This is a genomic window from Paenibacillus sp. FSL W8-0919, from assembly GCF_038003785.1.
GTDB classification, from domain to species: Bacteria; Bacillota; Bacilli; order Paenibacillales; family Paenibacillaceae; genus Paenibacillus_AQ; species Paenibacillus_AQ lactis.
The window spans coordinates 4523681-4538592 of sequence record NZ_JBBOPV010000001.1 but is presented as its reverse complement, the minus strand read 5'-3'; the positions used below and the strand labels follow the sequence as shown (position 1 = coordinate 4538592).

Annotated in this window: 18 protein-coding genes; 3 read left to right on the top strand and 15 right to left on the bottom strand. The window is 48.4% G+C overall.

The genetic code is table 11. The annotated features are described in order from the left end of the window. Positions 1-106: 106 nt before the first annotated feature. The 12 genes from NST44_RS20550 to NST44_RS20495 form a co-directional block, all read right to left on the bottom strand. Positions 107-859 carry a GntR family transcriptional regulator gene (locus NST44_RS20550; RefSeq protein ID WP_007128052.1) on the bottom strand — a complete coding sequence of 251 codons (753 nt, stop codon included), beginning with the start codon at positions 857-859 and terminating at the stop codon, positions 107-109. Between the two features lie 69 nt (positions 860-928). Continuing rightward, a complete protein-coding gene (gene frlD / locus NST44_RS20545) occupies positions 929-1711 on the bottom strand; it encodes a fructoselysine 6-kinase (RefSeq protein WP_040738094.1) in 783 nt (260 codons plus the stop codon). 65 nt (positions 1712-1776) lie between these two features. Beyond that, positions 1777-2790, bottom strand: a complete 1014-nt coding sequence (locus tag NST44_RS20540; protein ID WP_251534849.1) for an SIS domain-containing protein — start codon at positions 2788-2790, stop codon at positions 1777-1779. A gap of 111 nt (positions 2791-2901) precedes the next feature. After that, the gene (locus NST44_RS20535) at positions 2902-4251 is read right to left on the bottom strand and encodes an amino acid permease (RefSeq protein WP_340900496.1); all 1350 of its coding nucleotides are present in this window, start codon (positions 4249-4251) and stop codon (positions 2902-2904) included. A 25-nt stretch (positions 4252-4276) separates the two neighbouring features. Further along, on the bottom strand, positions 4277-5095 hold the full coding sequence (locus tag NST44_RS20530; RefSeq protein WP_007128056.1) for a sugar phosphate isomerase/epimerase family protein: 819 nt from the start codon (positions 5093-5095) through the stop codon (positions 4277-4279). 168 nt (positions 5096-5263) lie between these two features. Further along, positions 5264-6025 (bottom strand): ABC transporter permease, encoded by a 762-nt coding sequence (locus NST44_RS20525; protein ID WP_007128057.1) that lies wholly within the window; start codon positions 6023-6025, stop codon positions 5264-5266. Between the two features lie 2 nt (positions 6026-6027). After that, positions 6028-6786, bottom strand: a complete 759-nt coding sequence (locus NST44_RS20520; protein WP_007128058.1) for an ABC transporter ATP-binding protein — start codon at positions 6784-6786, stop codon at positions 6028-6030. Between the two features lie 15 nt (positions 6787-6801). Continuing rightward, positions 6802-7149 carry a DUF1048 domain-containing protein gene (locus NST44_RS20515; RefSeq protein WP_213615619.1) on the bottom strand — a complete coding sequence of 116 codons (348 nt, stop codon included), beginning with the start codon at positions 7147-7149 and terminating at the stop codon, positions 6802-6804. A gap of 13 nt (positions 7150-7162) precedes the next feature. Further along, positions 7163-7510, bottom strand: a complete 348-nt coding sequence (locus NST44_RS20510; protein WP_213615621.1) for a DUF1048 domain-containing protein — start codon at positions 7508-7510, stop codon at positions 7163-7165. After that, on the bottom strand, positions 7507-7815 hold the full coding sequence (locus NST44_RS20505) for a PadR family transcriptional regulator (protein WP_279615609.1): 309 nt from the start codon (positions 7813-7815) through the stop codon (positions 7507-7509). Before NST44_RS20505 ends, NST44_RS20510 begins: the two co-directional genes overlap by 4 nt. Before the next feature lie 438 nt (positions 7816-8253). After that, positions 8254-9000 carry a type I methionyl aminopeptidase gene (gene map / locus NST44_RS20500; RefSeq protein WP_007128062.1) on the bottom strand — a complete coding sequence of 249 codons (747 nt, stop codon included), beginning with the start codon at positions 8998-9000 and terminating at the stop codon, positions 8254-8256. A 5-nt stretch (positions 9001-9005) separates the two neighbouring features. After that, positions 9006-9608, bottom strand: coding sequence for a TetR/AcrR family transcriptional regulator (locus tag NST44_RS20495; protein WP_213615623.1), 603 nt, complete (start codon positions 9606-9608; stop codon positions 9006-9008). A gap of 293 nt (positions 9609-9901) precedes the next feature. Between NST44_RS20495 and NST44_RS20490 the strand changes: the two genes are divergently transcribed. The 3 genes from NST44_RS20490 to NST44_RS20480 all read left to right on the top strand — a co-directional run bounded on the left by NST44_RS20490 (position 9902) and on the right by NST44_RS20480 (position 12830). Beyond that, a complete protein-coding gene (locus tag NST44_RS20490; protein ID WP_144869890.1) occupies positions 9902-10360 on the top strand; it encodes a DinB family protein in 459 nt (152 codons plus the stop codon). Between the two features lie 87 nt (positions 10361-10447). Further along, positions 10448-11023 (top strand): TetR/AcrR family transcriptional regulator, encoded by a 576-nt coding sequence (locus NST44_RS20485; RefSeq protein ID WP_340900495.1) that lies wholly within the window; start codon positions 10448-10450, stop codon positions 11021-11023. Positions 11024-11273: 250 nt separating this feature from the next. Further along, positions 11274-12830 carry a serine hydrolase domain-containing protein gene (locus NST44_RS20480; RefSeq protein ID WP_213615627.1) on the top strand — a complete coding sequence of 519 codons (1557 nt, stop codon included), beginning with the start codon at positions 11274-11276 and terminating at the stop codon, positions 12828-12830. Positions 12831-13111: 281 nt separating this feature from the next. Here the strand turns inward: NST44_RS20480 and NST44_RS20475 are convergent, their stop codons facing one another. From NST44_RS20475 to NST44_RS20465, 3 genes are all read right to left on the bottom strand, one after another. Continuing rightward, a complete protein-coding gene (locus NST44_RS20475) occupies positions 13112-13597 on the bottom strand; it encodes a DinB family protein (protein WP_213615629.1) in 486 nt (161 codons plus the stop codon). 353 nt (positions 13598-13950) lie between these two features. Then, a complete protein-coding gene (locus NST44_RS20470; protein WP_007128069.1) occupies positions 13951-14247 on the bottom strand; it encodes a putative quinol monooxygenase in 297 nt (98 codons plus the stop codon). 10 nt (positions 14248-14257) lie between these two features. Continuing rightward, the gene (locus NST44_RS20465; RefSeq protein WP_213615631.1) at positions 14258-14896 is read right to left on the bottom strand and encodes a nitroreductase family protein; all 639 of its coding nucleotides are present in this window, start codon (positions 14894-14896) and stop codon (positions 14258-14260) included. Positions 14897-14912: the final 16 nt, after the last annotated feature.

The following is a 14912-nucleotide window of genomic DNA, read 5'->3' as shown; positions in this document are numbered from 1 at the left end:
TCCACTGTATGCGATATCAAAACGGTTCTTAGAAGCTCGCCATCGCCATGCTACGACGATCAGTTCACATTGCACCGTAGCCGGTGGCACCATAATTCCGCAATTATTAATCCGTTTGCTTGTAATCCGCCTGCTTGGCCCGATGCACCGTCAAAGTCACCCGATTGGTTTCACACATGAACGTGGAGAGATGTACGGGCTCGTCCTTGGCATCGAAGGCGATTTTCAAAATCCGAAACAAATTGGCCCCGACATCGCATTCCAGCAGCTTGGCATAGTCCTGTGTCGCGCTAATGACATCGATTTCTTTATCGTTGCTTACGATCTCCGTCCCGTATTCCTCGGCCAAAATTTTATACGTGGACTCGTTCATCGCGATCTTCTTCTCCAGATCGGGGAATCGGGTCAGGGAATAATGCGCGATATCGTAGAACAGCGGGCGTTCATTGACATACATGAGACGCTCCAGCTCCAGGACAGGGCTGCCGGCTTCAATCGCAAGATGCCCGGCCACCTCTTCCGTCGCTTCAATGACATTGCTTCGTAGAATGCGGGAATTCGGAATCATGCCAAGCTGGTGGCTGAACTCCGAGAATCCGCTTACAGACAGCAGCTCGTTGTGAAATTTGTTGGAGGCCACAAAAGTCCCCCGCCGCGGAATCCGGGTAAGGGCTCCTTCCCGCACCAGTTCCTCAATCGCTTTGCGGATCGTAATCCGGCTTACGTTATAAATGTCGCACAGCTCTGCTTCCGTCGGTATTTGCTCATCCGGTTTGTAGCGCCCGTGCTGGATGTCATTCTTCAACATCTGCCGGATCTGCATATACAGCGGTTGAGGGGTCGAAGGATTTAAATTCATCGAGCATTCATCCTTATCCATCAATGATCATTTCTTATCCCTCTATTATACATTGATGGTCGCCCTCAGTCACCATGCGGCAAAATAGCTGATGGTTTTCGCGGCCCTTTGCGCGCCTTGCTCCAGGCATTTATCGACCGGAAGCCCGCTCAGCGTCCCGTAAATAAACCCGGCAATAAAAGAATCCCCCGCCCCCAGCGTATCGACGACCTCTACTTCAACGATCCCATGCTTATAAAATTGGACGCCGTCATAAGCCAGCGAGCCGTTGTCGCCCAAGGTGGCCACGACGATTCGGGGACCCCGGGCCTTGATTTCCCTCATCAGATTCCGGATATGCTCGTCATCCTGCGTATAAGACAAAAACGGATAGTCCACATAAGGCGCAAGCGTCGTTACGAGTTCATGGTCCAGCTTATCGGCAAAGTCAAAAGAGGTCAGCAGCCCCTTTTCTTTAAAAAAAGGATAATAGCGGTCGGCATGGCCCCATATTGCGGAATGGACGAGCTGAAACGACTCCGTAAACCGAAGATCCTCCGGACTGAGGGAGAAGCCGGACATTACGCCTTCCTCATAATCTCCCAGCTTTCTTTCACTGCCTGCCATTTCGACGTAGGTCACCGCAGTGGTCCCTTCTTTGGCCGATACCCTTGACGTATCGACGCCCTTCTCCTGGATCGCCCGGACCATGATCTCCCCATAACGGTCGGTTCCCACCCAGCCAATATAGGCGGTGTCCGCGCCCAATTCAGTCAAATAGACGGCCACGTTCACCGGGTTTCCTCCAGGGTAAGCCTCACCGGTAGACTGATACACGTCCATGCAGTTGTCTCCGACGGTCACGATTCGCATTTTCTCTCACCTTCCCTCTGTTCAAAGAAGAGTGCCGCCTGGTATTGCAGCACTCCCGGTGCATATTAATATTCCATCTTGCGGTAATATCTTCTCAGCGTTAGCGGATGGTTTCTCTCGCGTTCCAGATAGACGCTGATCCGGCTGAGCAGCGCCCAGTTGATGCTGACTGCGAAATGCTTCCGGAACTCTTCGCTGATACCTTCCATGGCAAAATCCTTGGTATCGATGACCGTCAGTCGCTTCGTGACTTTTTCGGCAAAACGTTCTACGCGATCTGTCAGCGGCCGAGTCTCATCCTCGCCCTTCAGCAGGATAACGCTGGTATCTTCCACCACAAGCTCGAGCGTACCGTGGAAGAACTCGGCTGCATGAATCGATTTGGCCTTGATCCACTGCATCTCTTCCAGCACGCACATGGCATAAGAATACGTATTCCCCCACAGGTTACCGGAGCCGACCATCATGTGGTAGTCGGTGTCTTTATGCTCAATGGCAAAAGCTTCCGCCTTGGGGTCGAATGCTTTGACGGCGTCCAGAATAGCCCGGGGAAGCAGGGCTACTTCTTTCGTGAACTGTTCGTATTGAGGGAACTCGTTACGGTTATGCATGAACCGGAATACGACCATATACAGCAGCATGAAAAACGTATCGAAGGAATGCTTCTCCGATCCCGTCGTGATGCAGTGGTCCACCAGCTTGGTGATCGGCGTATCCGGCTCGGCCACCAAAGCAAAAGTTGTTGCCCCCCGAGATTTGCAGTATTCGATGGCCTCGATCGTCTCCTTGGTGGTTCCCGATACCGAGGTGAAGATACATACCGAATCTTTGCTGAAATGCTTGTTGTTCATCACCACGAATTCGGCGGCGATTTCCGCGTGCACGTCGATCGACGAATTGGATTTGAGGATATATTCGTAAGGGTACATCATGGCGATCGTGCCGCCGGCACCGATCATGAAAATGTTGCTGTAACCTTTCCGGCAGATCCCGTCCACAATCTCCTCGATTTGGCTTCGGTATGCCAGCCCTTCTGTTTCAACAAGTCTTAGGAAAAGCTCTTCGTCGAATTTAAACATTGATCGATTCCTCCTGTACCAGAGCAGGTGCGCTCCGATTCTTTATTTGTTATGTCTTGTATTATATTTTGATAATACATTTGTTGCAATCATTTTTTAAATGACAGATCGTTACGCCACGATATGCGGTTTGTTGTCCGGGTCCCTTGTTCGGCCATATTTCTTTTCCCAGTAATAGTAGACGGGCAAGCCGGTTGCGATGACGATCAACGCGGCGATCATCCCCTCAAGTGGAGCCCAGGTAAACGTTCCCCAAGCAAGCCACGCCGCTCCAAGAATGGCCAGAACCGTCGTCACCCTCCAAATAGGCATTCTGTAAATCGGCTTATAATCCTCCCTTTTCCGGCATTTATAGACGGCGGCAAAGTCCAAAATGTTGATGACCAGCTGGATCAGGGTAAAATACCCGAGCAGCGAAGTTAAATCACTGAAAAATACAAGGATGCAGGCATAACTCACCTGGGCCACAATCGAAAAACTTGGTGTTTCATACTTGGGATGAACCTTGGCAAACCGTCGAAAGAACAGCCCGTCCTTGGCCATGGCGTATTCCAGGCGGGGCTGGAACATGATGCACGAGCTTAAGGAGCCTAGGATGACGATGATGGCCGTGACCGCCACGAATGGGGACGCGATGTTGGCCAACCCCGGAATATAGCTGACCGCATCGGACACGGCAGCGCTGGAACCCAGCAATTTGTCAAAGGGCATAAGCCCCGTAATGCACACCGAAAGCAGCGTGTATAACCCCAGGACAATCAGCACCGAGCTAATGAGCGCTTTTGGCAGCACTTTGCCCGGATTCCGGATTTCTCCCGCCATGAAGCAGATCGACGCCATGCCCGTGTAGGCCCAGGTTGTGGCCGAAATGCCGCCAATCAAGCTGCCGCTTGCGGAGCCGGGCGCAGGGGTGTAGGAGAAGTGATCGTAATTCATGTACATCAAACCTAAAACGATCACGATCAGAAACGGAATGATTTTGATCAGCGTAATGACGACTTGAAATCGCCCACCCTCCTTCACGCTCCGGTAGTGAATGGAGGTGATGAACAGAATGATCGCGATCCCCAGCAGTTTGCCGGCGATTCCCGAGAAAAAAGGAAAAAAGGTTGCCAGATACGTGACGATCGCCAGCGCCATGATCGAAATGGACGGGGGATCCAGCGCCCAGAACGTCGCCCAGCCATACAGGAAGGCAAGCGGTCGCCAGCCCGCCTTGTTCAGATAAACGTAACCGCTTCCATTTTCGGGATAGGCCGTTGACAGCTCCGCTAGCACCATGACTTGCGGTATGGCGATCACGCCGCCGATAATCCAGGCCAGTATCGATATCGAGGGCAATCCCGCGGCTCTGGCTACGTCTCCGGTCGAGACGAATATCCCGGAGCCGATCGTCGTTCCGACGGCCAAAGCCAAAGCGGACCAAAAGCCCAGCTTTCGTGTAAGTGTGCCATTACTCATCGTGAGTTCCTCCATATCAAGATGATTAGATGCCTATTTCCCGTATTTTCCGGATCGAATGCATGAGTGTATCGTGCGGATCTTGATAATAATGAAATCCCATGATTTCCAACGAACAAGTGCCTTGGTATCCATGCCGTTTAAGACTTTCAAGGTAACCTCTCCAATCCAGCGTCCCCTCGTCCAAGGCCAGATGAGCGTCCGTCGCTCCATCCCCGTCGATCAAGTGAAAATGGCAGAGTTCCTCCAGCGTAGAGAAATAATCCTCTGGTCTCTCCCCGGCGAGCTGCATCGCTACGGTGTCGATCATTCCTTTGAGCGCCGGCGATCGGATCTCGTCCATCATTCGTTGAATGCCTTTGACGTCGGTGATGAGGTTCGATTCGAAGCGGGTTAAAGGCTCCAAAGCAAGCGTGACTCCCTCCCGCTCTGCCACCTTGGACAGCCGACCGATCGAATCGGCGGCATACTTCCAGGACTCCTCGACGGGTACATGAAAGCTTCCGATTCCAGAGGTGACCAGCATCATGTTGGCATCCAATTCCAGCGCTGCGTATACATTTTCGACAAAGTAATCCACGCTTCTCTGCCGCAGCTCCTGATCCGAAGCCGCAAGATTAAACGGATACACGCATTGTTCTGGGGTATAACAAACCACCTTCATGTTCCTTGATTTGAGATCCTTCCTGATGCGCCTTAATTGGCCGATCCCTCCCCGATACACGTAAAAATGGGGCTCGCCTGCCCACAGCTCGATCCGATCCACCCCCAGCTCCGTCATGGATTCAAGAAAATGCTCGAACGGAAAATGCCTGTACGTAATATTCATGCCTGCAATATTCATGGCTCCACCTCCTCTTGAAAACGCTTTATATTGTTATGTCTTGTATTATATTCAACGAATACAATAATTTCAATCCATTTCGCAAAAAAAATCCCGCCAAGAGTTCCCTAATAAAAGGGATTTCTTAACGGGGTTTGACCGCGATTTTTATTGTAAAGCCTGCAAACATTAAGCTGCTCTCTGATTGTACACACGCATCGCAAAGAAATAAGCGACGAGCATAATGCCGATACACCACGCAAGCGCAATCCAGATATCATTGCCTACCGGTTGATTTGATAATAGCGCACGGATGGTTTCCACGATTGAAGTTACCGGCTGATTTTCGGCAAAAGCGCGAACGACCTTCGGCATCGAATCGGTCGGCACAAAGGCCGAGCTGATAAACGGGAGGAAGATAAGCGGATAGGAAAATGCGCTTGCTCCTTCGACCGATTTACCGGACAATCCGGCAATCGCCGCAACCCAAGTTAAAGCCAGCGTAAACAGAACGAGTATACCGGTTACGGCGAGCCATGGAAGAATCCCTGCCGAAGAGCGAAAGCCCATAATAAGTGCTACGACAATGATGACGATAAGAGAAATGACGTTGGATACCACCGAGGTCAGCACGTGCCCCCACAGCACGGCGGAACGAGCAATCGGCATGGAGTGGAACCGCTCAATGATGCCCCGTTGCTTATCCATAAACAGGCGGTAAGCCGTGTAGGATATCCCGCTTGCAATCGCAATCAGCAGGATGCCGGGCAACAGATAATTCACATAGTTATCCGTATCGGTTTGAATTGCGCCGCCAAACACATAGACAAACAGCAGCATCATCGCAATCGGTGTAATGCAGACCGTGATGATGGTGTCCATGCTCCGAAAAATATGGCGCATGGAACGTCCTAGCATAACGTTCATGTCGCTGAAAAAGTACTTGTTCATCGTTACTTACCCTCCTTATTACCGATGATTGCGAGGAAGATCTCCTCTAATGAAGGTTGTTTTTCCACATACTCCACCTTTGCAGGCGGGAACAGCTTTTTCAGTTCCTCAAGCGTGCCATTGGTAATAATCCTGCCCTCATGCAAAATCGCAATTCGATCGGCAAGCTGCTCAGCCTCTTCCAGATACTGTGTGGTCAGAAATATCGTCGTGCCGCCGTCCGCCAGTTCCTTTACGGTCTTCCAAACCTCGATGCGTGCTTCAGGATCAAGCCCGGTCGTTGGCTCGTCGAGGAAAATAATCCGCGGATTACCCACAAGGCTCAAGGCGATGTCGAGCCTGCGGCGCATCCCCCCTGAATAAGTAGATGCCTTGCGGTCCGCGGCATCTGTCAGGCCGAAGCGTTTGAGCATGTCATCCGCAACCTGACGCGGATGTTTAAGGTGGCGCAGCTTGGCGATCAAAATCAGATTTTCCCGCCCGGTCAATATCTCGTCAACCGCGGCAAATTGCCCGGTCAGACTGATCGCATGCCGCACATTCTCGGGATTTGACGCAACGTCAAATCCGTTTACAACGGCTGTGCCTCCGCCCTGTTTGAGCAGCGTCGTAAGGATTCTGACAATCGTCGTCTTGCCCGCGCCGTTGGAGCCAAGCAGAGCGAAGATTTCACCCCGCCTCACATTAAAATCGACGCCCTTCAGAACCTCTGCGTCCTTGTAAGATTTTCGCAGACCCTTAACTTCAATCGCTGTTTCCATCCCGATCCCCCCTATTTATTTTTTATCCGTATTCTTTTTCGCCGTCTTGTTAGCTCCTTGGCCAATAGATTCTTGATAAATGTCTGCGTACGTTTTTGAATCTTGGATTAGATCATCGCAAAAAGCCGCTACGTCACTGCCCGTTACTTCGAGCACACCTTTCCCTGAAGCCGCGCCTTCCTCAAATAGATCGACAATCCCCGAGAGCAAATCCGTCCCTTCGGTTAGTTCAACTGGGCCGACCTTAAAGAGATACTTTTGAATCTCTTTATAAACAATCTGATAATCCTGCGGAAGCGCTTTGACGCGCGCCACGTGCGCTCGCCACTCTTTTCTGCCTTCGATGATATCTCGGATTCTCATGTCATCCTCCCTCCTATTTGCCTAATTTTTTTGCAATATTATGGTTGAGCTGCTCGCGCCACTTGTCGCGAATAGACTTTGCCCCTTCTTCACCCGCCAGGGCTGAACAGAAGCCTTTGATATCGCCACCCAAAACCTCTTGAACATTTTGACCATCAGCCGCCGTTTCTTCGAGCAGCCCAAGCACACCGTCAAGAATTGGCATGAGGTTGCGGCCGGTGAAATCGGAGTGCGGCCAAAGATATGCATTAATTTGTTCCCATGCCGCTTGATAGTCAGCCGGCAGCTTTTTGGCTCGCGATTCAAAGGCTTTCATTTCCTTCGTCATGTCGCTGCCTGTGATTCTTTCCCAAAAATTCATCGTTTCTCCTCCTTTAATTCGTTGATTTTTGATGATACGAACTCCCATTTTTCCCAGAACTTCCGCAGCTCCTCACGTCCCGCGTCGTTGATCGCGAAGAACTTTCGCGGCGGTCCCATGTCGGAGGGCTTCTTGGTGGTCTCCACCAATTTGTTTTTTTCAAGCCGGATCAGGATGGTGTACACCGTTCCCTCCACAACATCCTTGAAGCCGAGGGCGTTCAGCTGCCGTGTAATTTCGTAGCCGTAGGTTTCTTTGCGGCTTATAATTTCAAGGACACAGCCCTCAAGCACACCCTTGAGCATTTCCGTTAGGTTTTCCAGCACAATCACTCCTTGCTATTCTGTACGACTGGTATGCAGTATTACTTACTACTGCTATAAAGTAACACGTAGTAGCCGCTTTGTCAACGGGTCTTTGTTCCAGCAGGAATAACTTCAATGTTGATCATCCGTTTCAACCACGGTTCCCCCTATATGTTCTTATCATTTTCGGCTAAAAGTGTATGTTCTTATCCTCAAGGTTTTGATAATAAGAACATAACCGTCAAAACAAAAAAAGCCGCTGCTACGCGGCTTATATGCTTCTATGTACTTGTCGTCAAACAACCTCTAAGGATGTGTCTTCCCAAAAAGTTAGCTAGTTTCCCTAATGGTGCCCATACAAAAACGCGAGATAGTCGATGTCTCACGTTTAATAATAAAACTAAATTTGAATTCGGTTTCTAATCATAAAAGTAAATTCTATTGTGCAGTCAATATAATCGGACCATCCGCAGTAATGGCTATCGTATGCTCGTACTGTGCGGAAAGCGAACCGTCAGCGGTTCTGGCAGTCCATCCGTCGGCATCAATCGTCATAAACGGTGCTCCGGCATTTAGCATCGGCTCGATCGTAAATACCATCCCTTCCTTCAAGCGGAAGCCTTTGCCCGGATTCCCCACGTGCGGATAATTCGGTTCCTCGTGCATCTCCCTTCCCACGCCATGACCGAGCAGATCGCGCACCACCGAAAATCCGTTGCGCTCGGCATGGGTTTGAACCGCATGCATGACATCGCCGATCCGGTTTCCGACTACAGCCTTTTCGATACCAAGATATAAGCATTCCTTCGTTACCTGCATCAATTTACGGGCTTCGTCCGACACCTCACCGACCGCATAACTCCAGGCTGAATCGCCGATCCAGCCATCCGCCTCCGCGACGATGTCGATTGTGACGATGTCTCCTTCCTTGAGCGGCTTCCGGTTCGGAAAACCATGGGCGATGACGTCGTTGACAGACGCGCATGTCGCAAACGGATAGCCGTTGTAGCCCATCGTATAAGCCCTGGCGCCATTCTCCTTCAAAAACCGCACCGCGAACGACTCGATATCGAGCGTTGTGACACCCGGACGGATCATATCTGCAATGGCTTGGTGAAAAGCAGCGACAATGGAGCCCGCTTTTCTCATCTCTTCAATTTCAGAGCTCGATTTCAGGATGATCATTCCATTTATCTCCCCTTTGACTGTAAAGTTGAAAAAATCATCTCGACAAACCCTTCCACATCCAACTCGCTCTGCATATTGTGGTGGATGTTCAATGCTGCACAGCCTATAAGTGAGCCAAATATCAGATTTGCTGTTTTCTCCGGGGATTTGGAGTCGATTCCTTCACGAATCATTTCCACAAAAGGCGAATAGATCCGCTCCTGAAAATCGGCAAACAGCTTGATGAACCGGTTTCCGGGGAAGTGATGAAAATTATCCGCAACCGATTTAAGCAAAATAAATACGGAAGGATCCTGGATGCACTTCCGCAGGAGCAGCCTGGAGAACGACGCAGCTTCATGCGAACGGCCGCCCTCCCCCGTCAAAGCGGGCTGAACTGCCGACTCCGTCCGATTCAGGGCATCCCACAGTAAATCTTCCAAAAGCATTTGCTTATTTTTGTAGTAATGATACACGGTTCCGTAGCCGAGCTCTGCCTTGACCGCAACATCGCGAATTTCCAATTGAATGCCCTTCTCCAAATAAACCTCAGCAGCCGCTTGCATAATTTGGTTCATCCGTATCTCCCGGATCGCATCATTCTGTTCTTTGGTACGTGGTGACATGGCTCCTCCTTTTTTTGACCTGCTGATATGTCAATGTAAAACCAATATACATCATGTGGAAATATAGATCAAGTCATTCGACGCTGCCTTCTGATGGACTGCCCATGACATGCAATATTTGATGATTCTTAATACAATACAAAAAAGCCGCAACTGATGCGGCGATTCTTATCGTTCGACAAATTTGGATGCAAACATTGTTATTCGTTGCTCACTACTTCATAAATAAGTTACACTGACACATGATAAACCTTTGCCAACCTCTACCTACTCTATTTTTATTGGAGGCTTTTATGAAACTCGCTACCTTTTTTCCTTATCGGAACGACGCAAGAAAGATATTGATTCCTTATTTAAATCAATTAACTGAAGCACAGTGGTATGCAAGGCATCCGGACCACCCGAATTCCATCGCTTGGATCGTTGAGCACATCGCTCGCAGCGAAGACGAATGGATTAACGTGATTGCTCTTAAAGAAGAGCGGCGGCTCAAAGGCGTTCTGGATCACCCACAGCAGATTCTCCAGGCATATATCGACATTCGTAACCATACTGACCTCAAACTTAGCGCTATGGAATACGATGAACACGAGCCAGCCGTACAGCTCCCTCATTTTTCAGACGGTTGGGAACCGCCTTCACCGCCGACGCTCCGATGGATCTTCCATCATATTTTCGATCATGAGTCGTACCATATCGGTCAAATCGGCGTCATTGCACGGTTGAACGGATTCGACGGACCGCTTTTCTGACTAGGTGTGTGCTGTTGACAGAACTTATGCATTGTGCTTCAATATGAACGAATTTAAAAATATTCATTCCGAACGGAGCAATGAGTCATGAGCAAGAAAGAAGACATCTTTAAATGCGGGAAGGAGATATTCAGTTCAAAAGGATTCAAGCAGACCAGCATCGCGGAAATAGCGAAATTAGCCTGCATTGGCGTTGGAACGTTCTACAATTATTATTCATCTAAAGAGCAGTTGTTTTTAGAGATCTATATCGAAGAAAATGAGAACCTCAAGAAACGACTTTTCGAATCGCTTGATTTAGAGCAAGAACCGCTGGAGCTGATAAACCAACTGGTAACGAAGAATATCGAGGCCGTTAACACCAACCCAATTTTGAAGGAATGGTACAACCGGGATTTCTATAAGGAACTGGAGCAGTACTACAGGCAAGAAGGCAGCAAAAATCTGGACTCCTTCCGAAGTCTTTACACAGAGCTATTTAAAGCCTGGAAGTCTGCAGGGAAGATCAGAGCGGATATTGATGAAGAGCTACTCCCCGTTTTCTTTGATTCGTTGGTTTACATCGATACGCATAAAGATGAAATCGGTATCCAATACTTCCCTCAAATTATTCAATACCTAGCGGAATTTATTCTGAAGGGCCTAACGGATCATCCTAGATGATTCATGATGGGCCTTTCCTTTAATCGTTGGGTGAATGAATATAAATATATTCATTCTAGCTTCCGTGCACAAATGAAAGTACCGATTCATAAACGGTAAACAAAACCGAATGCAATCTATTTTGGCAAGCGGTCAATCTTATGAAGTTAATCTAGCGTGCTTTTTGCTGCCCTTCGATTTTGACATCAAGAATATACTCGAATTTTGAATCAATTGCAGTTAAAAATAATGGGGTTCGGGTGGTATGAAAATGAATATTAGGAAAGTGGCCATCATTGTAGGAAGTTTATTGATCCTCAGCCTGTTTATTTCCACGCTGAGCGATGGAAGCTCGAAAGCAGAGGGCAATGGAGATTCTGACTTCTCCGAAGTGGATGCGTATATTGCTCGTGAGATGGAAAGGCAAAACCTGCCGGGTCTGGCTCTCGGGATTGTACAGGGGGATCGCATCCTTTACCTGAAAGGATATGGTCAAGCCGATTCTTCGGGCCGTCCTGTAACACCCGATACGCCTTTTGGAATAGGCTCGATCGGAAAGTCAATTACAGCTATGGCCGTTCTGCAGCTTGCGGAAGAAGGAAAACTTGACATAGATGCACCTATACAGCGCTATATCCCTGCCAAATTCAAAGGTGCACAGTTTATTACTGTACGTCAGTTACTAAACCAAACAAGCGGGTTCTCCCAAATCTCGACTTTTAGCAATACGCTGTCAAGCATCAATGACCAAGATCAAGATGCTCTGGAGAAAAACGCCTTATCTTATGCGGAAAAGTTTTTACAGAATACCACGCAAACCGAACATTCCTATAGGTATTCAAACGCTAATTACGTACTGCTTGGCTATATTGTGCAACAAGTGTCCGGCCAATCGTATGGCGACTATGTAAAGGAACATATTTTTAGTCCACTTTCTATGAAGAACAGCTTCGTTACGCACGATGAAGCAGCCGAGCACGGGTTAGCTACGCCATACCGGCGCATATTTGGGCACAATATTGCTTACGATGGCCCTTATATTTTTATTCCAGGGGATGCTCCGGCGGGGTATCTTTATTCCAGTGCAAAAGACATGAGCCATTACTTGATCGCACAAATAAACGGCGGCAGCTTTGAAGATGATTCTGTGCTCTCTCCGGAAGGTGTGCGACTGATGCAGACCGAACCTGTGCCGGGAACGTATGCCATGGGTTGGATGTCGGGCCGCATGAACGGGATGCCGGTTATTGGTCAGCCGGGTGGTTCAATAGGCTTCCAAGCCCAAACCTATATTGTTCCTGAGCAAGAGCTGGGCGTTATCGTTTTCTCCAACGTACTGGGCGCGATCGATTCCACTTTTCTCAAAACGCATGTCATTACGACTACCGATATTGCTTCCGGTGTCATTAGCATACTGAATGGGCATCCGTTTGAAGGAACATTTCTTAGCATTTCGGTGAAATATTTGCTTATAAATGGACTCATATTCGTGCTAAGCGCTTGGGGAATATACTCGACCGCTCGTACTGCGAAGCGCTGTTTTGGCTTCAAGAAGCCTGATCCTGATACTGCAATATCGATTAAAGTTGTATCGAAAATTGCTCTGGAATTCGCAGGCCCTCTAATCATCCTGATATTGAGCACGACGAAAATCATGCCAGTATGGCATATTGCCACCATCTATCAGCCGGACGTCATTTTATGGGTAAAGATCATGTCTGTGCTTATGGCAATGAAGGGAAGCATGGAATTGATTCGGTTGATTCGGTTGATTCGGTCGATTCGGCTTGACAAAAAAAACGAGCAGCGGTTCCGACACCAAGGATGACGATCCGGACGCGAACCCTTTGGAGCGAGGTTTCGTTCATCACAACTTTTTCACCCGCCAGACATTACGGTCGGCGGTTGGTGTCGCTGCCAATCTTATTCCCGGGCATTTTTTCGTTGGTATGAGTGCCCTTCTACCAGAAGCATATAACAGCAGCCGTTTCTCGGGTTTCCACCGGGTAACGGCTGCTCATCATCTCTTGAATTTACATTTCGTTGTTGCAAGAGATATATTCCTCGTGTATATCCAATACATCAACGTGATTTATCGAATAGCCTTCTTCAACGTGATTTATCGAATAGCCCTCTTCGAATCAGGTTTGCCGTAACCGGCTTCTTTCCGATTTCCCGTGACCATATAGACAACTGACCGATATGGTGAATTTCGTGCGCGATCACGTGCCGCATCACCTCACCGAATGTAAAGTATTCCTGCTCCCCGTCCTGGTTTGTGTCAACCATAATACGGTCTTCCAGGCTATCATTCCAAGCATAGATGAAAGGTGCAATTTCTGCATGGGTCCGATCCGAATAATCCCTTAATCCTTGCACGCTGGCACACTCCTCGAACGAAGGAATGTCAAGCTCCTTCCCTTGCAAATCCCCGCACAACCAAGCATATTCGACGGTCACGATGTGATACAGTGTGTAGAGTATGCTGCCTATGCCTCCGGTCCGTCTTGCCTGTAGCTCTTCCTCGCTCACCGTATCGCACCAGTCAAACCAATCTTTGCGAACTTGCCAGTTATATTCGAATAGTTTCAACATGTCGCCGCCTCCTGATATAAAGACTTTATTACTCCTAACCATAGTTCGCGATCTAATCGAAATATCCTCCGTCTATGAAGACTTGCTTAGATGCATCCACGCTTTAGGAAACTTACTTCAACTATAGGCTTGAAACATTGACAGCATAATGTCAGTGTTTCAAATGTTCAATGCATTACGTTAACATCAACTATTCGTATTAGAGTCGATTGCGAATAATCCCGGATCCTTTTCGAATTGCAATCCAAGATTTTGATACGCATAATATCGAGCTGATTCTTTCGCGCATAACGGGATGCAAAAAAAGGTCAACCCTCAAGGGCTGACCTTTTTTTTTACTTTTGATCTTGAATTTATTTACGGATAGGCTGACCAGAAAAAGCTTGAACATCTAACGGAGCTGCCAGATATTTCGGTGCTTGGGCAACGAACGCCTGAAAGTGGCTGCTTGCATTGTGAGCCCCCACTGCTTCTTGATCTTTCCACTGTTCAACCATCACGTAGGTGTCATCCTCTTCTGTATCCTTCAAGAGCTTATAGGACACATTCCCTGCTTCCGCGCGGGATGACTTTATAAGATCTTGTACGGACTCCAGAAATTCTGCTTCCAGTTCACGGTTTACTTTCATTTTTGCATGAATAATAATCATGTCCATAACCTTACTTCCACTCCGCAACGCGGTCAATTGGAAGACGAGTTGTTCGACGTGCCTCTTTAGCGGCTTTACCTACAGAAATCAGCATAACCGGCACATAACGTTCTTTCTCCATACCAAATGCTTCCGCAATTCTGGATTTGTCATAGCCGCCAATCGGGTTCGTATCATAGCCACGCGCACGAGCAGAAAGCATCAGCTGCATGGATACCAAGCCGCAATCAATAAGAATCATTTCGCGGAATGCTTGTGCTGGTATACGTGCAAAAAGATCCGTATAGTTTGCCATCATTTGATCTTTGATCTCTTGCGGCATATACCCTTTTTCCACAGCGGTCCCCATAATTTCGTCGGCATTGTCAAATGCGTTCATATCCCCGAAAACGGCAATGACGGCAGAGGAAGTTGTAACTTGCGTTTTGTTGCCTGGCGCAAGCTCTTCAAGCGTAGCTTTACCTTCCGGGCTATCGACAACCAGAAATCTCCAAGGCTGAAGATTGACGGATGACGGCGCCAAAGTCGCTTCTTCCAAAATTTCAGTCATTTCCTCGCGGCTGATTTTGACCGCTGGATCGTACACACGCACGGAGCGACGGGAAGTAATAATTTCTTTATAATCATTGTTTAGGGTAGTTACAGTCATGATATTCTCTCCTTTT